Raw genomic sequence first — 20382 nt, 5'->3', positions numbered from 1 at the left:
CTGCAAAGCAGCCCCGCAGAATTGAAAGGAGTCGCACATGGCCAAGCGTTCCCGCCCGGCAGCCTTCATCGACGACCCGCTGTGGTACAAGGACGCCGTGATCTACCAGCTGCACGTCAAATCGTTCTTCGATGCCAACAACGACGGCATCGGCGATTTTGCCGGCCTTATCAGCAAGCTCGACTACATCGCCGACCTGGGCGTCAACACCCTCTGGCTGCTGCCGTTCTACCCCTCGCCCCGGCGCGACGATGGCTACGACATTGCCGAATACAAGGCCGTGCACCCCGACTACGGCAGCATGGCCGACGCCAGGCGCTTCATCGGCGAGGCGCACAAGCGCGGCCTGCGAGTGATCACCGAGCTGGTCATCAACCACACCTCCGACCAGCACCCTTGGTTCCAGCGCGCCCGCCACGCCAAGCGCGGCAGCAAGGCGCGCGACTTCTACGTGTGGTCGGACGACGATCAGAAATACGACGGCACGCGGATCATCTTCCTCGACACTGAAAAGTCCAACTGGACCTGGGACCCGGTAGCCGGCCAGTACTTCTGGCACCGCTTCTATTCCCACCAGCCGGACCTGAACTTCGACAACCCGCAGGTGCTCAAGGCCGTCATCGACGTCATGCGTTTCTGGCTCGACCTGGGGGTCGATGGCCTGCGCCTGGACGCCATCCCGTACCTGATCGAGCGCGACGGCACCAACAACGAGAACCTGCCCGAAACCCACCAGGTGCTCAAGGCGATCCGCGCCGAGATCGACGCCAACTACCCCGACCGCATGCTGCTGGCCGAGGCCAACCAGTGGCCCGAAGACACCCGCCCGTATTTCGGCGAAGGCGATGGCGACGAGTGCCACATGGCCTTCCACTTCCCGCTGATGCCGCGCATGTACATGGCGCTGGCCATGGAAGACCGTTTTCCGATCACCGACATCCTGCGCCAGACTCCGGAAATCCCGGCCAACTGCCAATGGGCGATCTTCCTGCGCAACCACGATGAGCTGACCTTGGAGATGGTCACCGACCGCGAGCGCGACTACCTCTGGAACTACTACGCCGAAGACCGCCGCGCCCGCATCAACCTGGGCATACGCCGCCGCCTGGCGCCTTTGCTGCAACGCGATCGCCGGCGTATCGAGCTGCTCACCAGCCTGCTGCTGTCGATGCCCGGCACGCCGACCCTGTACTACGGCGACGAGCTGGGCATGGGCGATAACATCTACCTGGGCGATCGCGATGGCGTGCGTACGCCCATGCAGTGGTCCCCGGACCGCAATGGCGGTTACTCCAAGGCCGACCCGCAACGCCTTGTGCTGCCGCCGATCATGGACCCGCTGTATGGCTACCAGACCGTCAACGTCGAGGCCCAATCCCACGACCCGCATTCGCTGTTGAACTGGAACCGCCGCCTGCTGGCCGTGCGCAACCAGCAGAAGGCCTTCGGCCGCGGCAGCCTGCGCACGCTCACCCCGAGCAACCGGCGCATCCTGGCGTACATCCGCGAATACACCGATGCCGAGGGCAACAGCGAAACCATCCTGTGTGTCGCCAACGTCTCGCGTGCGGCGCAGGCAGCGGAGCTGGAACTGTCACAGTACGCTGACAAGGTGCCGGTGGAGATGCTCGGTGGCAGCGCTTTCCCGCCGATCGGCCAGTTGCCGTTCCTGCTCACCTTGCCGCCCTACGCCTTCTACTGGTTCTTGCTGGCCGCACACGACCGCATGCCCAGTTGGCACGTCCAAGCCACCGAGGGGATGCCCGAATTGACCACACTGGTGCTGCGCAAACGCATGGAAGAACTGCTTGAAGCGCCGTCGCGCGATACCCTCGAAAGCGCGGTGCTGCCGCAATACCTGCCCAAGCGGCGCTGGTTCGCTGGCAAGGAAGGGCCGATCGACCAGGTGCGCCTGCGCTACGGCGTGCGCTTTGGCACGGCCAGCACGCCGGTGCTGCTGAGCGAGATCGAAGTGCTTGGCGATGGCGTGGCCAACCAGTACCAACTGCCATTCGGCTTCCTGCCCGAAGAGCAGATCAGCACGGCGCTGCCGCAACAACTGGCGCTGTCGCGTGTGCGTCGCGGCCGCCAGGTCGGCCTGATCACCGATGCCTTCGTCCTCGAACCCTTCATCCGCGCCGTGCTGCGCGCCTGTCAGGACGGCATGCGCCTGCCTTGCGGCAACGGCCAGGGTGAACTGCGCTTCGCCTGTACCGAGCAACTGGCCACGCTGGCGCTCGATGACGACAGCCCGGTGCGCTACCTGAGCGCCGAACAGTCCAACAGCTCTGTGGTGGTTGCCGATCGCCTGGTGCTCAAGCTGATCCGTCGGGTCAACCCAGGCATCCACCCGGAACTTGAAATGAGCGCTTACCTCACGGCCGCCGGCTTTGCCAACATCTCGCCGCTGCTGGCCTGGGTCAGCCGCGTGGACGACAGCGACGCGCCCCATCTACTGATGATCGCCCAGGGCTACCTGAGCAACCAGGGCGACGCCTGGGCCTGGACCCAGAACACCCTGGAGCGGGCGATCCGCGACGAAATGGAGCCCACCAGCAGCGACGCCGAGGCGCACACCGATGCGCTGGCCGAGCTCACCGGTTTCGCGGCCCTGCTCGGCCAACGCCTGGGCGAGATGCATCTGTTGCTGGCCGCGCCAAGCGAAGACCCGGCCTTCCAGCCCCGCGCCAGCGATGGCGACGACAGCGCCCGCTGGAGCACGCAGATCAACGCAGAGCTGGGCCATGCGCTGGACCTGCTGGCCCAGCACCGCGACCACCTCGACAATGACAGCCAGGCCCTGGTCGACGACCTGCAGCAACAGCGCGAGGGCCTTGCCCAGCACATCGACGCGCTCGCCCACCAGGCCCAGGGTGGCCTGCTGATGCGGGTGCACGGCGACCTGCACCTGGGCCAGGTGCTGGTGGTGCAAGGCGATGCCTACCTGATCGATTTCGAGGGCGAGCCTTCACGCCCGCTGCCGGAACGCCGGGCCAAGCACAGCCCGTACAAGGATGTCAGCGGCGTCCTGCGATCCTTCGACTATGCTGCTGCGATGATCCTGCGCAGCGCCTCGGCGGTAGACCTCTCCGACGCGGCGCGCCAGGCTCGTCAGCGGGTCGCCCGGCAGTACCTGCATCAGTCGCGCCACGCCTTCGTCGAAGCCTACGGCCTGGCCACCGCCGCCATGCCCCATGCCTGGCAACAGGCCGAGGGCGAGCGCGCCGCACTGGAACTGTTCTGCCTGGAAAAAGCCGCCTACGAGATTACCTATGAAGCCGAGAACCGGCCTAGTTGGCTGGCCGTGCCTTTGCATGGCCTGCATGGATTGATCAGTACCTGGGGAGAGTCGTAGATGAATGCAAGCACGCGTGACAACGGTGGCCTTCGGCAGCGGGAGCTCGATGCCCTTGCCCGCGCCGAGCACGCCGATCCGTTCGCAGTACTGGGCCCCCATGGCGATGGTGCGGGTGGCAGTTGGGTCCGTGCCTTCCTGCCCGGTGCCTTGAATGCGCGAGTAGTGGCCCGGCATGACGGTCGGGTGTTGGCCGAAATGGCGCAGGGCAGCCTGCCCGGATTGTTCACCGCGCACCTTGATGAGGCGCAGGCGTACCTGTTGCAGATCGGCTGGGCCGGTGGCGAGCAGGTCACCGAAGACCCTTACAGCTTCGGCCCGCAACTGGGCGACATGGACCTGTACCTGTTCGCAGAAGGGAACCACCGCGACCTGTCCGGGCGCTTTGGTGCTCAGCCGATCGAGGTCGATGGCATCCAGGGCGTGTGCTTCTCGGTGTGGGCACCGAACGCCCGGCGGGTATCGGTGGTGGGCGACTTCAACAACTGGGACGGCCGCCGCCACCCCATGCGCCTGCGCCACAGTGCCGGGGTGTGGGAGCTGTTCGTGCCGCGCCTGAATGTGGGCGAAACCTACAAGTACGAGGTGCTGGGCAAGGAGGGCATCCTGCCACTGAAGGCCGACCCTCTGGCTCGCGCCACCGAGTTGCCACCGAGTACCGCGTCGAAGGTGGCGGGCGCCTTGAGCCACGAATGGCACGACCACCATTGGATGGAGCACCGTGCACAGCGTCATGCCTACAGCGCGCCGCTGTCGATCTACGAGCTGCATCCCGGCTCCTGGCAGTGCGAGCTGGACGACTTGGGCGAAGTGTCGCGCTTCTACAACTGGCGTGAATTGGCCGAGCGCCTGGTGCCCTATGTGCAACAGCTCAACTTCACCCATATCGAGCTGATGCCGATCATGGAGCATCCGTTCGGTGGCTCGTGGGGTTACCAGCCGTTGTCGATGTTCGCACCGACCTCGCGCTACGGCACCCCGGAAGACTTCGCAGCCTTCATCGACGCCTGCCACCAGGGCGGTATCGGCGTGATCCTCGACTGGGTGCCAGCGCATTTCCCCACCGACGAACATGGCCTGGCACGCTTCGATGGCACCGCGCTGTACGAGTACGACAACCCCCTCGAAGGCTTTCACCAGGACTGGAACACGCTGATCTACAACCTGGGCCGCAACGAGGTGCGCGGCTTCATGCTGGCCTCGGCGTTGCACTGGCTCAAGCACTTCCACATCGACGGTTTGCGCGTCGATGCGGTGGCTTCGATGCTGTACCGCGACTATTCGCGCAAGGCCGGTGAGTGGGTGCCCAACCGCCATGGCGGGCGCGAAAACCTCGAAGCCATCGACTTCATCCGCCACCTCAACGGCGTGGCCGCCGTCGAGGCGCCGGGTGCGCTGATCATCGCCGAGGAATCCACCGCCTGGCCGGGCGTCAGCCAGCCGACCCAGCAGGGCGGTCTGGGCTTTGCCTACAAGTGGAACATGGGCTGGATGCATGACACCCTGCACTACATCCAGAACGACCCGGTGCACCGTGCTCATCACCACAACGAGATGAGTTTCGGCCTGATCTATGCCTATTCCGAACACTTCATCCTGCCGATCTCCCACGACGAAGTGGTGCACGGCAAGCACTCGCTGATCGACAAGATGCCCGGTGACCGCTGGCAGAAATTCGCCAACCTGCGTGCCTACCTGGCCTTCATGTGGACCCACCCGGGCAAGAAGCTGCTGTTCATGGGCTGCGAGTTCGGCCAGTGGCGCGAGTGGAACCATGACCACCAGTTGGACTGGTACCTGCTGCAGTACCCCGAGCACCAGGGTGTGCAGCGCCTGGTCGGTGACCTCAACCGGCTGTATCGCGACCTGCCGGCGCTGCACGAGCAGGACTGCCAGCCCCAGGGCTTCCAGTGGCTGATCGGCGATGACGCACGCAACAGCGTGTATGCCTGGTTGCGCTGGAGCAGCCAGGGCGAGCCGTTGCTGGTGGTGGCCAACTTCACGCCGGTGCCACGTGAGGGGTATCGGATCGGGGTGCCGTTCGGCGAGCGTTGGCAGGAGTTGCTTAACAGTGATGCCGAGCTGTATGCAGGGTCGAACGTGGGCAACCTGGGGGCGGTGGAGAGCGAAGATGTCGCCAGCCATGGGCAGCCGTTGTCGTTGGCCTTGAACCTGCCGCCGCTTGGGGTGCTGGTGATGAAGCCGGCCTGATGGGGTGAGTCTGCTGGCCCTATCGCCGGCGAGCCGGCTCCCACAAGTACCGCATGAGTGTGCTGGCCCTATCGCCGGCGAACCGGCTCCCACAAGTACCCCACAGTGCTCAGGTTCGGTGGGGTACCTGTGGGAGCCGGCTTGCCGGCGATAGGGCCGCAGCCTACCAGCGCATCCGCACCCCCAGGCTGCCGATCAACCCGTTCAGGTCATTGTCATCCACATCACTGCTGTAATCGGCACTCACGAACAACGCCACCGTAGGCGTCACCCGCGCCACCAGGCCCAACCCCAATTCCACCGTGGTCGAATAGCGCGAGCTGGAGATCTTGTCGACCTGGTCCAGCTTGACTTCTTCAGCGTTGCTGAAGTCATGCCACACGTTGGTCCGCACATAGGGTTCGATCGGCATGCCACGCACTTCGTAGCGCCCGGACAACTTGGCGCCGACCCGGCCGCTCCAGGTAGGTTGGCTGTCGAAAGCTCGCAGGGTTTCTTCCTGCACCTGGTTTCCGGGGAAGAACTGCTGGTTGATCAACTGCGCCTGCGGCTCGATCACCCAGCTGCCGCCCAGGCGAATCGGGATGCCGCCTTCCACCGAAAAGGTCATGGCATGACCGCTGTCGTCCAGGCGCTGGCCACTGTCGCCGCGGCCCATCACATCGATGCGCGAGCCCATGGCCACGGCATCGAGGTGCCAACCCTGCTCGTGGGTCATGCTCCAGTACACGCCCAGGCTCTCGCCGCTGAGGTTGACCGCGTTGCGTTGCTTGTCGCCGAGCAACGGACGGGTGCCGTTGAGGCTGCTTTGCAGGTTGTTATGGCCAACGAAGATCCCCGCACGGTGCACATTGCCACCGGCGGTTTCACGCACGAACAGGTCCGGGCCGATCATCAGTTGCTGGCTGGGGGCTTCCAGCTGCTCGGGTGGCTGCGCGCCTGGGCGTGTGGTGGACGGGAAGAACTGGGTCCATTGGCTGGCCATCGGGTCGGGCGACGCTTGGCCATGGCGCTGGGTCATCGTGTCAGTGAATGCTGTCAGCGTGCCCAGGCTCAGGCCGCTGGCCGTGACAGGGTCGAGCGACAGTTGTGGCATCGCCGGTTGTTGCAGAAAACCCGGGGACGTCGGGTCGTCCTGCAGGTCGAAGGCGAAGGTTTCCACCGGGGTTGCCAGAAGCATCGACGTGGAAACCGCGTAGAAAATACGATCGAAACGCAAAGGGTTCGAGGTTCTTTTCATGGCGGATCTCCTCTGGTTTTTTTGTTGTACAGCCCAAGGACCTGGCCGGTTGTCACGAGCTGTACGGCAAAAACAGAGGGCGACCCAAACCATCACGCCAGCTTTCGCGGACGCGCACGAAGGCGCGAGCTAGAGGCCCGGCGCGAGTTTTCTACGACTAGGTAATAGTTCAGCTAAGGTGAGGCGAGGGGTTGCGTCAAGAATGTGTTAAGCCAGCGTACAGGTTGTGTGAAAGGCATCAACCCTTTGATTTGGCTGAAAAACAGCTACTGGATAGTGGGGTTCGTTATTTGCCGCTGCGCGGCTATGCCGAATGATTGCTACAACCTGACTTCCACGGCCAGAGGCAGATGGTCGGAGAGATGGGTCCAGGGTTTGTGGCCGAGAATTCTGGGCGCATGGCTCTGGGCGTTGCGCAGGTAGATGCGGTCCAGGGCCAGCAATGGCAGGCGCGCCGGATACGTGCGCGCGAGCAATCCATGGTGCCGCTCGAATGCTTCGTGCAGATCGCGTTGCAGGCGCAGGGTACGGTTGCCCCGCAGCTTCCAGTCGTTGAAGTCGCCGGCGATGATCACCGGGTCATCCTTGGGCAACCCGTCGAGCAGCTTGCGCAACAGTTGCAGTTGCTGTTGCCGGTGGCTCTCGAGCAACGACAGGTGCACGCAGATGGCGTGCACCTGGTGACGCCCAGGCACATCAAGCACGCAGTGCAGCAGGCCGCGCCGCTCGGGGCCGGTGATCGACACGTCGAGGTTGCGGTGCTCGATGATCGGGTATTTCGACAGCAGCGCGTTGCCGTGGTGGCCGTCGGGGTAGACGGCGTTGCGGCCGTAGGCAAAGTCGCTCCACATGCTGTCGGCGAGAAATTCGTACTGCGAGGTCTGCGGCCATCCGGGGTAGCGCGCGGCATGCCGGTCGTGGCTGCCGAGCACTTCCTGGAGGAACACGAGATCGGCCTGGGTACTGCGCACCGCCTCGCGCAGTTCAGGCAGGATGAAGCGCCGGTTGAAAGCCGTGAAACCCTTGTGCGTGTTGACCGTCAGTACCCGCAGCCGATTCACGGCTGCGGTCTGGTTGACGCTGGCGAAACCTGGACGTCCGGCTTCGGGGTTCACGGTGGCTCCTTGGTCGCGGTTGGTCCTTAGCGGCCCTATCGCCGGCAAGCCGGCTCCCACAGCTACCCCACAGTGCTCAAGACCTATGCTGGACCTGCGGGAGCCGGCTTGCCGGCGATAGGGCCGGTACAGGCCACAGATAACGTTCGGACAGGCGAAGGCACCCGGGGTTCAGTCTTCCTCACGCTGCAACACCATCAGCAGGAACGACCGCCCCTTGACCTCGAAGGTGCTGTCAAACTGCAGATGCTGCGGTTTGCGCATCTCCGGCCGGTCTGTGTCGACCAGGCAGCTCCAGTAGTCACCCTCCGGCACGGTCGGCAACTGGAACGGCACCACATCATGGTGCGCGTTGACGATCAGCAGCATGGTCGCCTCCGACCCCGGTCGGGCAATGCCGCTGACCTGTGCGCGCCCGTCGATCAGCATGCCCAGGCACCGGCCGTGTGGATCCTCCCACTGTTCCACTGTCATCTCGCTGCCGTCCGGCGCCAGCCAGGTCACGTCCTTGACCCCGATCGCCTCGTTGTAGTCGCCGACCAGAAAGCGCGAGCGGCGCAGCACCGGGTAGGCCAGGCGCAGGCGGGTCAGGCGCTTGACGAAGGCCAGCAGCTCCTTGCCGTTCTGGTCCAGGTCCCAGTTGATCCAGCCGATCTCGCTGTCCTGGCAATAGGCATTGTTGTTGCCATGCTGGGTGCGGCTGAACTCGTCACCTGCGACGATCATCGGCGTGCCCTGGGCCAGCAGCAGGGTGGCGAAGTAGTTGCGCATCTGGCGCATGCGCAAGGCGTTGATCTCGGGGTCGTCGGTGGGGCCTTCGACGCCGCAGTTCCACGAGAGGTTGTTGTCGGTGCCGTCCTGGTTGTTCTCGTCGTTGTCTTCGTTGTGCTTGCTGTTGTACGACACCAGGTCGCGCAGGGTGAAGCCATCGTGGGCAGTGACGAAGTTGACCGAGGCATAGGGGCGGCGGCCCCGGTTGTTGAACATGTCGCCCGAGGCGGTCATGCGCGAGGCGAAGTCGGCCAGCTGGCCCTCGTCGCCTTTCCAGAAGGCGCGCACGGTGTCGCGGAACCGGTCGTTCCACTCCGCCCAGCCTGGGGCGAAGTTGCCCACCTGGTAGCCGCCCGGGCCGCAGTCCCAGGGCTCTGCGATGAGTTTGACCTGGCTGAGCATCGGGTCCTGGCGGCAGGCGACGAGGAAACCATGGCGTTCGCTGTAGCCATCGTGATAGCGGCCGAGGATGGTCGCCAGGTCGAAGCGGAAACCGTCCACGTGCATTTCGCCGGCCCAGTAGCGCAGCGAATCGGTAACCAGTTGCAGCACGCACGGGTGGCTGAGGTCGAGGGTGTTGCCGGTGCCCGAATCGTTGATGTAGAAGCGCTTGTCGTCGGGCATCAGGCGGTAGTAAGAGGCGTTGTCGATGCCGCGCATCGACAGGGTCGGGCCACGTTCGTTGCCTTCGGCGGTGTGGTTGTAGACCACGTCGAGTATCACCTCCAGGCCGGCATCGTGCAGGTGGGCGACCATCTCCTTGAACTCGGCGATCTTGCCGCTGGCCAGGTAGCGTGGGTGCGGGGCGAAGAAGGCGATGCTGTTGTAGCCCCAGTAATTGTTCAGACCCTTGTCGAGCAGGTGCTGGTCGTTGACGAAAGCATGGATCGGCAGCAGCTCGATGCTCGACACGCCCAGGTCTTTGATGTGCTTGAGCAGCTCGTCGTTGGCCAGCCCCGCGAAGGTGCCACGCAGTTCTTCGGGCACCGCAGGGTGGCGCATGCTGATGCCGCGGGCATGGGCCTCGTAGAGAATGGTGCGTTCCCAGGGGATCTGTACGCGCTGGTCGCGGCCCCAGGTGAAGGCTGGGTCGATCACCTTGCATTTGGGCACGAAGGGCGCGCTGTCGCGCTCATCGAACGACAGGTCGCCGTCGGGGTGGCCGATGGTGTAGCCGAACAGCGCTTCGGACCATTTCAGGCTGCCGACCAGCTGCTTGGCGTAGGGATCGATCAGCAACTTGTTGGGGTTGAAGCGGTGGCCGTTCTGCGGCTCGTAGGGGCCGTGCACGCGGTAGCCGTAGATTTGCCCCGGGTGCGCGTCGGGTAGGTAGCCGTGGTAGATCTCGTCGGTGTATTCGGGCAGCTCGATGCGCTCGATTTCATGCTCGCCGGTATCGTCGAACAGGCACAGCTCGACTTTGGTGGCGTTGGCCGAGAAGAGGGCGAAGTTGACACCCAGGCCGTCCCAGGTGGCGCCGAGTGGGAAGGGCATGCCTTCACGGATGCGCGACGGGGCGACGGAGCGGGTTTTCTTCGGGGTGCGGGGGCTCATGGCAGTCCTCGATTGGCCGGGGGGAGTGGGGTGTCAGTGGGGCCTATCGCCGACAAGCCAGCTTCCCCAGGAACAGCGCTGCATCCTTGTGGGAGCCGGCTTGCCGGCGATAGGGCCGGGCCATGCTCAGCCGGCAGTAGGCTTCTTCACCGCCCGTGGCTTCTTGGCAACGGCCGGCTTGCCCCCCGGCAACGCTGCCGTCTTGGGCTCGGCAGGCGCTTTCGGCTTGGCAGCCGCTTTCTTGCGCGGCGCCGCCTTCGGCGCTAGCGCCTCGGCTTCGGCCAGCTTGCGCGCCATGTCCCAATGGCGGTCTTCCTGGCCGGCAGGCTTACCCTCCGACTCCCAGATCTGGTAGGCGAATTCGCGAATACGTTTTTCATCGACACTCATCATGACGCTCCTGATGCTCAAGATTGTTGTATCAACAGATTGACCGGAAACTCCGCCAGTACCGCGCGCAACATCAGTTCCTTTGAAGGGCTGACCGCAGCAGTGGAGAAAAGTCCCGTCGAGTTGGCAGGCGACAAGGCAAACGGCAAGATCACCCGGGTGTCGTCCCAGTTCTGCGCCGGGATCAACGGTGTTGCAGCACCCCCCAACAGGCCACTGGCCAGGCGTGGGGCGATGACGATGGCGCGCTGGCCTTCACCCAGGCGGGCGAACGCCAGCACCTTGTCGGCATGCCGCCCTTGCACCGTCAGCGGCAGGTAGGCCCCGCGTCGGAACAGCTCGGCGTGGGCCAGGCGGCAGTCCAGCACCCGGGCCACCAGGGCCTGCTTGATACGGCCGTCACGCCAGTGCGCGAGCAGCTCGGCGGGCGCGCAGGCGTCGTCCAGGGTGCGACGCCTGCAAGCGTAGTCCACAGGCAGGCGGTTGTCCGGGTCGACCAGGCTGAAATCCCAGTATTCGTTGCCTTGGTAGAGGTCGGGCACGCCCGGCACGGTCATGCGCAGCAGCGCCTGCACCAACCCGTTGAGCGCACCGGGGCAGGCAATGAGGTGCGCGGCATCGGCCAGCGACTGGCGTAGCTGCTGGTTCTCGCGGCCTTGCAGCAGGCCATCGACGTAAGCGGCGCAGGCCGCTTCGTAGGCCTCGTTCGGCGCATTCCAGCTACTGCGCAGCTTGGCCTCGCGCAGGGCCTTCTGCTGCCACTGGCGGATGCGCTCGGCGTAGCGCTGCAGGGCGCCGGAGTCGTTCAAATCCAAGTCCAGCGGCCAGCTGCCGAGCAGGGTCTGCAGCAACAGCATCTCGTCGCCGGGGCTCGGCGCCGGGCCATCGTCCAGTTGCTCGCGAAGGGGCGCCGACAGTTCGCGCCAGTGCTCCATCCGGCTGGCCAGCCAGGGCCCGCGTTCACTCAGCACCGCCAGGCGCGCGCGGGTGTCTTCGCCGCGCTTGTGGTCGTGGGTGGCGGTGGCCAGCAGGTTGTCGGGGAAGTCGCGCAGGCGGCGCTGGGCTTCGTTGTGGAAGTAATCGGGGCCGGCACTGAACCGTTCGGCCTCGAAGCCGACATCGTTGCGCGACAGCAGCCGTGCCGAACGGTAGAAGGCGGTATCTTCGACCGCCTTGGCGGCGCTGGGGGCAGTGAGCTGCTGGAAGCGCACGCAGGCATGGCGCAGGTGCTTGCGCGGGCGGCCGGGCGGTAGCTGGCGCCAGGGCTGGCCACCTAGCCAGTGCGCCAGTTGGTCGAGCAGCGGCCAGTCGGCTTCGGCGAGGTCCTGGCGGGCATTGGCCAAGGCCTGCTGGAAGAACTTCTCGTCCTCGGCCGGGCGGCCGCAGGCGTTGAAGTAGGTGCGGTACACCGGGTAATGCGCGACCAGTGCTTGCAGCGCCCGGCGAATCGCGCCCAGGGTCAGGTCGCGGGTCATCAGGTCGTCGCGAGCCACCTGCAGCAGCGCCAGGGCCACCGATTCGCAGTCGCCGGCCAGGCTGGCATTGAGCACCAGGTGGCGGGCCTGGCGCACTTCCTCGGCAAATTCCGGGCGCTCGCTGAACGTTCCCCAGAGCTCGGTCAGCGGTGCTTCGCCGGCCGGGTCGTGCTGCAACAGTGACACCTGGTTCATGAACTCGTAGCCGGTGGTGCCGTCGGTGAGCCAGTCGCGGTGCAAGTGTTCGCCGCTGCCCAGGATCTTTTCCACATAGATGGGGAAGTGTTCCACGGCTGCCGACACCGGCCTCCGGGCGAGCAGCCCGTTGACCCGGCGCCGCAGCTTGCGGCAGTAGCCACGCGGGTCGGCCAGGCCGTCGATATGGTCGATGCGCAGGCCGTCCACCAGGCCGCGCTCGACCAGCTCGAACAGCTTGGCGTGGGTAGCCTCGAACACCACCGCACGCTCCACCCGCAGGCCGCCCAGTTCATTGATGTCGAAGAAGCGTCGCCAATTGATGTCGTCGGCGGCGGTACGCCAGCTGGCCAGGCGGTAGGTCTGGCGTTCCAGCAGCAGGTGCAGGCGCTTGAAGCCGTTTTCGCAGCGGCTGTCGAAGGCCACCAGGGCCGATTCGAGGTCGGCGCCTTCGGCGACCAGGCGCGCCAGCTCGGCGTGCAGCGGCTGGGCGGCGGCCAAGGGCGCGGCATTGTCGCTCAGGGCGGTGAAGTGTTCGGCCAATGCTTGCAGGGCAGGCTCCGGGCTCAGGGACAGTATCCAGCCGTAATCGACCGGGCAGATCGGGAAGCGGTGGTCGTGGTGGGCGACCTGCAGCACGCCGTGCTGGGCATCGAACTGCAGCGGCATCTCGCCGTTCTTCAGCACCAGACCATAGTCGTTGGCGAGAAACGGCAGCAGCAACTGGCCCGCCAGCAGCGGGTCGCTGGAATGCCACTGGATGTCGAAGAACTCGGCATAGGGGCTGCGCCGGCCCCAGGCCAGCAGGCTTTGCCACCAGGGGTTGTCGGCGCCGCCCACGGCCATGTGGTTGGAAACCGTGTCGAGGATCAGCCCCATGCCGTGCTGGCGCAACGCGGCCACCAGGCGCTCCAGCGCGGCCTCGCCGCCCAGCTCCGGGTTGACCCGGGTCGGGTCGACCACGTCGTAGCCGTGGCGTGAGCCGGCGCGGGCTTTGAGGATAGGCGAGGCATACAGGTGGCTGATGCCGAGCTGGGCGAAGTAAGGCACCAGCGGCACGGCATGGTCGAGGGTGAAGTCACTGTGAAATTGCAGGCGCAGAGTCGCGGTCAACGGCTTCATCGGTCACGCTCCCAGGCTTGTTCGCGGGCCTGGGCCAGCAGTTCCAGGCGGCGTGCGGCATCTTGATCGTCGAGCAGCTCGTTCACGGGGGCCGCGAAGCGTCGGCGCCAGTTGGGGTGGCCTTCGGTGGTGCCGGGCAGGTTGGGCTGTTCATCGCTGCCCAGCAGGTCTTCCAGTGGGATCAGTACCAGCGGGGCGCGGGTGTGGCCGACGTAACGGATGGCGGTATCGATCAGAGCGTCGTTGTCCGCTTGCGGGCCGTAGTTGGCCTCCAGGGTGCGGCGCAGGCCTTCGCGCTCCTTTTGCCGTTCGTGGCGCCAGTGCAGTTCGGTGGTGGCGTCGATCAGCTTCAGGCGCTGGCTCCAGTCGATGTCGCGGCTTTGCAACCAGCCGGCCAGGGGCGCCAGGTCGTGGGTGCCGGTGGTGGCCAGGGCGTTGTCAGGCCAGTCGAGAATCGGCTTGAAATGCCCAGGCTGGGTCTGCTCGAAGGGCAGCACGCGCATGCCCAGCACGGCCTTGTCGGCCAGTGCCTCGCGCAGGCCTTCGGGCACCGTGCCCAGGTCTTCGCCGAGGATGATCGCCTGATGCCGCTGGGACTCCAGGGCCAGCAGGCGCAGCAGATCCTGCAGCGGGTAGTGCAGGTAGGCGCCCTCGCTGGGCTTGCAGCCCTGCGGGATCAGCCACAGCCGGCGCAGGCCCATCACATGGTCGATGCGCAGGCCGCCCGCGTGCGCCAGGTTGGCCCGCAGCATTTCGATGAAGGCGCGGTAGCCATTGCGCTTGAGCCCTTCCGGGGAGAAGGCGCAGATGCCCCAATCCTGCCCAGAACGGTTGAGAATGTCGGGTGGTGCGCCGACCTTGAGGTTGGCCAGCAGTTCGTCCTGGCGGCTCCAGGCCTGGCTACCGGCACCGTCGGCGCCCACCGCCAGGTCGGCGATCAGGCCGACCGCCATGCCATTGCTGCGTGCAGCCTCCTGGGCGCGTTGCAGGCTGCGTTCGGTGAGCCACTGGCAGAAGGCGTGGAACTCGACCTTGGCCGGGTAGGCATTGGCGAAGGCTTCGACTTCGGGGTGGTAGGGGTCGTGCCAGGCGCTGGGCCAGTTGCGCCAGTCGCCGCCCAGGCCATGGTCGACGGCTTGCGCCTGCAGCACCTCGAAGCGGCAATGGTGCTCCAGGGCTTCGCCTGCGGCGGCGCGGTAGCTGTCGAAATCTTTGCGCAACGGATGGTCGCCTTGGCTGAAGTCCTGGTACAGCGCTTCGAGCAGGTTCAGCCGGGCATTGGCGGCGCGCGGCCAGTCGACCAGCGGGCGCTGCTCCAGGTCTTCGAGGGTCTGTTCCAGGCCGCAGGCTTCGATGGCCATGCGCACGGCGCGCTCGCCGAGCAGGGCGGCGGGGCTGGCATACAGGGTGTTGAGCAGCAGGCGACTGGAGGGTGAATAGGGGCTGTAGTGCAGTTGATCGACTGCCGACAAGGCATGGATCGGGCTGATGGCCAGTGCATCGGCACCGCGCTCGGCGGCGCTGCGTGCCAGTTGTTCCAGCGCCAGGCAGTCGCCAAAGCCGCCGTCGCCGTTGCGGCGCAGGCTGTAGAGCTGCACGGCGATGCCCCAGCAGCGTGGCGGCGGCTCTTGCACGGCGTCCTCCAGGCTGTGGCAGCGTGCAGGGGCAACGGCCAGGGTGAAGGTGCGGTCTTCGATCTCCACCTGGTGATAGCCGACCGGCAGCTCGCCGGGCAGACGCGCCTCGGTGTCGAGGGCGATGCTGCGCTGGCTGCCATCTTCCAGCGTGCAACGCGCGCTACTGGCGGGCAGGAAGTAGTGCGCCAGAGGCAGCGGCTGGCCAGCGTCGGCGGTCAGCATGGGCGGCAGGTGCTGGCTGTCCTCGGCGGCTTCCACCGCTTGCAGACTGCCGTGCACGTCGCGGTCGTCGGCGGCCGGGTGGCCCAGGCCTTCGAGGACCTTGCGCATCACGTCGTCGGTGACCTGTTGCGGCCGGTTGTTGGCATCGATCCAGTCGCGGGCAAGGCCTACGCGGGCGGCCAGGCGGTGCAGGGCGGTTTCGCTCATGGGCTCTCCTGGCCAGGTGCAAGCAGGCTGACCACGCAGCTGTAGGCCGACAGTGCGGTGTCCGGGTGCGAGGTGTCGCTGCTGTCGAACAAGCGCTGTTCGGCGGCGGGCAATTCGACGGCCTGGGGCGTGGCCGCCAGGTTCAGGTCGATGCGCAGGGTGTTGCCGTCGCCCAGGCGCCAGCGTGCGGTCAGGGCCTTGTCGCCCAGCACGTCGGCACCCAATGCACGGCTGCCGGGCAAGTGCGGGATCACATGGATGCGGCGCAGCGCGAGTAGCTGCTGGTAGAGGCCATGCCAGCCGGCGATCACTTCCTGGCGTTGTGGCCGCGAGGCCTCGAAGGTCTGCTCGGCGTTGGGGTCGGGGATGCGCTCGCGCTGGGCGGGGTCGGCGAATGCGTTGAAGTGGGCGAACTCGCCGCGGCGGCCTTCGCGCACGGCATCGGCCAGTTCGTCGTGGAAGTCGGTGAAGAACAGGAACGGCCGGCAACTGCCGTCGTCGTCACCCATGAACAGCAGCGGGATCATCGGCGCCAGCAGCAACAGGCTGGTCGCGGCACGCAGGGCCGGGGGCGGGCACAGGCGGGTAAGGCGCTCGCCCAGGGCACGGTTGCCGATCTGGTCGTGGTTCTGCAGGAACAGCACGAATGAGCTGGGTTCAAGGTGGCCGCTGGGTTCGCCGCGTGGCGTGCCGTGGCGGTTGGCCTGGCCCTGGAACACGAAGCCTTCGGCCAGGCAGCGGGCCAGCTTGTCGATCGGCCGCTGCTGGTAGTCGGCGTAATAGCCTTCGGTTTCACCGGTCAGCAGCACGTGCAAGGCGTTGTGGCCGTCGTCGTTCCATTGCGCGTCGAAGCCTTGTTCCAGCAACGAGGCCTGGTTGTGCTCGTTCTCCAGCACCAGCCAGACGTGCCGCCCAGGCTCCACGGCGGCGCGTACCCGTTGCGCCAGTTCGACAAGAAAATCGGGCGCGTCGATGGCGTGCACGGCATCCAGGCGCAGGCCGTCGCAGCGGTATTCGCACAGCCACATCAGAGCGTTCTGGATGAAGAACTCGCGCACTTCGGGGCGGCGAAAATCGATGGCCGCGCCCCAGGGCGTCTGCCGGTCCTCGCGAAAGAACGGGCTGGCGTACTGGTGCAGGTAGTTGCCGTCCGGGCCGAAATGGTTGTAGACCACATCCACCAACACCATCAGGCCCTGGCCATGGGCCTTGTCGATCAGCGCGCACAACTGCTCGGGGCTGCCGTAGTTGTGCTGCGGTGCATACGGCAGCACGCCGTCGTAGCCCCAATTGCGTTCGCCAGGGAACTGCCCGATGGGCATCAGCTCGATGGCGCTGATGCCCAGCTCGGCCAGGCGTGGCAGTTGCCGGGCTACGCCGTCGTAGCCTTGCAGCACGCCGACGTGCAATTCCTGGATCACCGCTTCGTGCCAGGGCCGGCCCTGCCAGGGGTGTTGCCAGGCGTAGGCCTGAGTGTCGACCACCTGGCTCGGCCCCTGTACCCCTTCGGGCTGGTAGCGCGACGCGGGGTCGGCCACCTGCAGCTGGCCGTCGATGCGGTAGTGGTAGCGGTCACCGGCCTGGCACGCCGCCACACCGGTGAACCAGCCATTGTCGTCGGGCAGCAGCGCAATCGCCGGCTGCTGCTCCAGTTCCAAGCTCACGCTGCGCGCGTCAGGTGCCCAGAGGGCGAAGCGCGCCGACGTGGCGTCCAGCAGGTGTGCGCCATGCCTGTGCATCTTCGACTCCTGCTCAGTAGTGGCTGAACTGTGCCTGCTTGACCAGGTCCTCGTAGAGGCGGGCATAGGGTTCGACCGCCTGGCACCAGTTGAACGGCTGGGTCATGGACAGGCAGCGCATGGCGTTGAGCAGGTTCTTCTTGCCGTAGACATAGAAGGCCCGGCTCAACGCCTCGCGGTAGCTTTCCACCGTCGATTCGTCGAACAGAAAGCCCGTGACGCCATTCTCGATGGTGTCGGCCAGGCCGCCGGTGTTGCGCGCCACCGGCAACGAACCGAAACGTTGTGCGTACATCTGGCTCAGGCCGCACGGCTCGTAGCGTGACGGCATGAGCAGGAAGTCGCTGCCGGCGAACATGCGCCGTGCGTCGGTCTCGTTGAAACCGATGCGCACGCCGATGCGGCCCGGGTGGCGCAGCGCCAGTTCGCGCATGGCCTGTTCTTCTTCCGGCTCGCCGCGGCCGATGATCGCGATCTGGCCGCCTTGTTCGACGATGTAGTCGGCAACCCCCAGCGTCAGGTCCAGGCCCTTCTGGTAGACCAGGCGCGAAACCACAGCGAACAGCGGCCCGGTGGACGGTTCGAGCTCGAATAGCTGGCGTACGGCTTCGGCGTTGCGCGCCTTGCCATCCCAGTCATTGATGCTGAAGTTGTGCTGCAGGTGGGTGTCGGTGGCCGAGTCCCAGCTTTCGTCGATGCCGTTGGGAATGCCGCCGAGCAGCCCTTGCTGGGCCTTGCTGGCGAGGAAGCCGTGCAGGCCGCAGCCGAATTCCGGGGTGGTGATCTCACGGGCGTAGGTGGCGCTGACCGTGGTGATATGGCTGGAGTAGGCAAGGCCGGCCTTGAGGAACGACAACTTGCCGTAGAACTCCATGCCTTCCTGCTGCATGGCATGATCGGGGATTGCCAACTCCGGGCTGCAGGCACGGCTGTACACGCCCTGGTAGGCCAGGTTGTGGATGGTGAACAGGGTCGGTGTGTTCAGCCCGCGCCAGTGCATGTAGGCCGGGGCCAGGCCAGCAGGCCAGTCATGGGCGTGCACCACTTCGGGCTTCCAGTGGATCCTGCCTTCGCCGGCGGCAATCTCGGCGGCCGCCAGGCCCAGGCGGGCGAAACGGATGTGGTTGTCGGGCCAGTCGCGACCGTTGTTGGCACCATAGGGTGTGCCGTCGCGCTGGTACAGCTCGGGGCAGATGAGTACATAGATGACCAGGCCGTCGGCCATGTCCATGCGGCCGATCTTGCACGGCGGCAGGGCAGCGTGGCCACCGAGTTCGCCGACGATATGAATGGGGTTGTCGCTTTCCATCACCTGGCGGTAGCCGGGAATCAGTACCCGTACATCATGCAGGTGCGCCAGTGCCCGTGGCAGCGCGGCGGAGACGTCGCCGAGGCCGCCGGTTTTCACCAGATCGGCGATTTCCGAGGTGACGAACAGAATCTTGCGTTTGTTGGGGTTGTTCTGGCGCTGGGCGCCGGGTGCCTTAGCTGTCGTGGCGAAGTCCGGGGTGAGGGGTTCGCGGTTTTCCGGGTTGAATGAATCTACGTGAGGTTCGACAGCGGCACTGATCATACTTCTCTCCGTCCCTATGTTGTGGCCGGGTGCTGGCACCCGTTGCTCTTATTTCGTGTTGGTGGTCTCTGGTTCGTATCTTCGTAGTGCGGTCCTTGCCCCAGGGTCGTGCGCACAGGCACGGCGCGATCGGCATTCCGGCCGAAGGCGAGTGATCTCATTGGGGTGGGTCAGCTTTGGCGAGGGGAGTCCCTTTGCCATGGCCTACTTATGTTGCTGACCCGCCACTGTTTGCAAAAGTTCGACTTTTTTCTGTCGCATCTTCCCTGAGCAAATGGCGGGCCGAAAACCCAGTGTAGGAGAGCTGGAGATAAAAAGGTGACCCACTGGTCACTTTCGTTATGACGCGGGCTAGACGCAAACGTTGGCGTGTGTGACGGGATGTGAGTGGGGGTGAAAATGGAGTAAATGAGCCGCGCAGTTGTGCATCATTTTGCAGCAGTTAGGTCCAGGTGTTGCTCCGATACGGGGCGCTACGATATCGCGCCGTACAGACAAGGCCGGCGACCATGGCCTATCAGAAATAGGTACGTTGCAATAAATGTAGGAGCGGATTCATCCGCGATGCGCCGCGCGGGCGGCGCTCGATCTCCAAACCGACAAAAAACTCCCGGCATGCACCCCCGAATTCCCCTCGTTCAACTCGAAGGCAATAGCGAAGAGTGGTGGTGCCTGATCAGCCATTGCTGGCCATCCCAGCCATAGGTAAAGCTGTAACGCGCCGCAACCCGCTTGCCACTCCCTGCGAATTCGAAGGTATATAGACCCGCCAAAGTAGCCGTGTTGCAGGCGGCTTGAAAGTGGTGGCTGTCGAGCGTGCCGCTGGGTTCATCAGCCAGGAAGTGCTCGAAATAGTCGATACGTTCCTGCTGGGTCAGGCGTGGCTGCTTCGACACCGTGGGCAACAGCAAAGCGTCGTGCTGGTAGAGCTGGGCAACCTGCTTTGGGTCGCCACTCCTGAGGCTGTCATTCCACGTTTCGAACAGGGCCAGGGCTTGCTGTTCGGTAACGGTCTGGCAACTTTGGGCGGCAGCGTGCAGGGGTAGCATGGCGAGGCCGAGCAAGGCCAAGGGCAGGCAGTGTTTCGCGAGGTTCATGGTAGCTCCGTGGTGCGGGCACCTGTGCGGGCCCTTGACGGTGGCTACTGTATAAAGCGCCCCGGCACGGAACTATCGGAGATCCCTTGGGCAGAGCGGTGTTTGTATAACGTGCAGGGTGGGAGCGATGACGCCCCCACGCCAGAAAGGCGTCAGAAGCTGACGGATTTGTCGCCGGAACGCGCCTGTTCCAGCAGCATGTGCAACTGAGCGACCTGTTGGCGCAACTGGTCGCGTTCGTCCTTCAACTTACGCAGCTCATCACGGCGCACGGAGACGTAAAGTGTCTGGGTTGGGGTGGCAGGCATCAAGGTACCCATGAATACACCTCGCAGTTTTGGCTGGTGACAGTTAAAGCGTAGTCGCTTCATGCGGCGCGCATTCTGAATTCTTTCGCTGCCCTTGGGAACTTTTTTGTTTGACGTTGTCTCGCCGTTCGTCGCTGAACCCCTGGGCCGCACGCTGGACTAATCTGTGAA

General features: G+C 65.2%; 12 protein-coding genes. 2 read left to right on the top strand and 10 right to left on the bottom strand.

All coding sequences use genetic code 11. From position 1 onward, the window contains the following. Nucleotides 1-37 precede the first annotated feature (37 nt). Together treS and glgB are read left to right on the top strand one after the other, a co-directional pair. Nucleotides 38-3355, top strand: coding sequence for a maltose alpha-D-glucosyltransferase (gene treS / locus KU43P_RS17890; RefSeq protein WP_317658773.1), 3318 nt, complete (start codon nucleotides 38-40; stop codon nucleotides 3353-3355). Then, the gene (glgB, locus tag KU43P_RS17885; RefSeq protein WP_317658771.1) at nucleotides 3356-5566 is read left to right on the top strand and encodes a 1,4-alpha-glucan branching protein GlgB; all 2211 of its coding nucleotides are present in this window, start codon (nucleotides 3356-3358) and stop codon (nucleotides 5564-5566) included. Between the two features lie 163 nt (nucleotides 5567-5729). On the opposite strand, the gene KU43P_RS17880 is transcribed toward glgB, so the two are convergent. The 10 genes from KU43P_RS17880 to KU43P_RS17835 form a co-directional block, all read right to left on the bottom strand. Continuing rightward, complete coding sequence (locus KU43P_RS17880; RefSeq protein ID WP_317658769.1) at nucleotides 5730-6806, bottom strand: autotransporter outer membrane beta-barrel domain-containing protein; 1077 nt, start codon at nucleotides 6804-6806, stop codon at nucleotides 5730-5732. A 320-nt stretch (nucleotides 6807-7126) separates the two neighbouring features. Beyond that, nucleotides 7127-7921 (bottom strand): endonuclease/exonuclease/phosphatase family protein, encoded by a 795-nt coding sequence (locus KU43P_RS17875; RefSeq protein ID WP_317658767.1) that lies wholly within the window; start codon nucleotides 7919-7921, stop codon nucleotides 7127-7129. 171 nt (nucleotides 7922-8092) lie between these two features. Next, entirely contained in the window at nucleotides 8093-10246 is a 2154-nt protein-coding gene (glgX, locus tag KU43P_RS17870) for a glycogen debranching protein GlgX (RefSeq protein WP_317658766.1), read from the bottom strand. A gap of 126 nt (nucleotides 10247-10372) precedes the next feature. Then, the gene (locus tag KU43P_RS17865) at nucleotides 10373-10639 is read right to left on the bottom strand and encodes a DUF2934 domain-containing protein (RefSeq protein ID WP_317658765.1); all 267 of its coding nucleotides are present in this window, start codon (nucleotides 10637-10639) and stop codon (nucleotides 10373-10375) included. A gap of 14 nt (nucleotides 10640-10653) precedes the next feature. Beyond that, nucleotides 10654-13428 (bottom strand): malto-oligosyltrehalose synthase, encoded by a 2775-nt coding sequence (locus KU43P_RS17860; protein WP_317658764.1) that lies wholly within the window; start codon nucleotides 13426-13428, stop codon nucleotides 10654-10656. Continuing rightward, a complete protein-coding gene (gene malQ, locus KU43P_RS17855) occupies nucleotides 13425-15494 on the bottom strand; it encodes a 4-alpha-glucanotransferase (protein ID WP_317658762.1) in 2070 nt (689 codons plus the stop codon). The genes KU43P_RS17860 and malQ overlap by 4 nt, the downstream gene beginning before the upstream one ends. Further along, nucleotides 15491-17233 carry a malto-oligosyltrehalose trehalohydrolase gene (treZ, locus tag KU43P_RS17850; protein WP_317658761.1) on the bottom strand — a complete coding sequence of 581 codons (1743 nt, stop codon included), beginning with the start codon at nucleotides 17231-17233 and terminating at the stop codon, nucleotides 15491-15493. The genes malQ and treZ overlap by 4 nt, the downstream gene beginning before the upstream one ends. Before the next feature lie 13 nt (nucleotides 17234-17246). Beyond that, nucleotides 17247-18806: a glycogen synthase GlgA gene (gene glgA / locus KU43P_RS17845; RefSeq protein ID WP_317658760.1), complete on the bottom strand. Its 1560-nt coding sequence runs from the start codon at nucleotides 18804-18806 to the stop codon at nucleotides 17247-17249. A gap of 638 nt (nucleotides 18807-19444) precedes the next feature. Next, on the bottom strand, nucleotides 19445-19903 hold the full coding sequence (locus tag KU43P_RS17840; RefSeq protein WP_317658759.1) for an SgcJ/EcaC family oxidoreductase: 459 nt from the start codon (nucleotides 19901-19903) through the stop codon (nucleotides 19445-19447). Nucleotides 19904-20055: 152 nt separating this feature from the next. After that, a complete protein-coding gene (locus KU43P_RS17835; RefSeq protein WP_317658758.1) occupies nucleotides 20056-20223 on the bottom strand; it encodes a DUF6026 family protein in 168 nt (55 codons plus the stop codon). Nucleotides 20224-20382: the final 159 nt, after the last annotated feature.

It is taken from the genome of Pseudomonas sp. KU43P, assembly GCF_033095865.1.
Lineage (GTDB): Bacteria > Pseudomonadota > Gammaproteobacteria > Pseudomonadales > Pseudomonadaceae > Aquipseudomonas.
The sequence above is the reverse complement of the archived record's forward strand: the minus strand, read 5'-3'. Positions and strand labels throughout refer to the sequence as shown.

Coding starts and splice junctions, on each gene's coding strand:
- KU43P_RS17880 (WP_317658769.1), bottom strand. CDS start 6,806: ATGAAAAGAACCTCGAACCCTTTGCGTTTCGATCGTATTTTCTACGCG.
- glgB (WP_317658771.1), top strand. CDS start 3,356: ATGAATGCAAGCACGCGTGACAACGGTGGCCTTCGGCAGCGGGAGCTC.
- KU43P_RS17840 (WP_317658759.1), bottom strand. CDS start 19,903: ATGAACCTCGCGAAACACTGCCTGCCCTTGGCCTTGCTCGGCCTCGCC.
- malQ (WP_317658762.1), bottom strand. CDS start 15,494: ATGAGCGAAACCGCCCTGCACCGCCTGGCCGCCCGCGTAGGCCTTGCC.
- treS (WP_317658773.1), top strand. CDS start 38: ATGGCCAAGCGTTCCCGCCCGGCAGCCTTCATCGACGACCCGCTGTGG.
- glgX (WP_317658766.1), bottom strand. CDS start 10,246: ATGAGCCCCCGCACCCCGAAGAAAACCCGCTCCGTCGCCCCGTCGCGC.
- KU43P_RS17860 (WP_317658764.1), bottom strand. CDS start 13,428: ATGAAGCCGTTGACCGCGACTCTGCGCCTGCAATTTCACAGTGACTTC.
- glgA (WP_317658760.1), bottom strand. CDS start 18,806: ATGATCAGTGCCGCTGTCGAACCTCACGTAGATTCATTCAACCCGGAA.
- KU43P_RS17865 (WP_317658765.1), bottom strand. CDS start 10,639: ATGATGAGTGTCGATGAAAAACGTATTCGCGAATTCGCCTACCAGATC.
- treZ (WP_317658761.1), bottom strand. CDS start 17,233: ATGCACAGGCATGGCGCACACCTGCTGGACGCCACGTCGGCGCGCTTC.
- KU43P_RS17835 (WP_317658758.1), bottom strand. CDS start 20,223: ATGGGTACCTTGATGCCTGCCACCCCAACCCAGACACTTTACGTCTCC.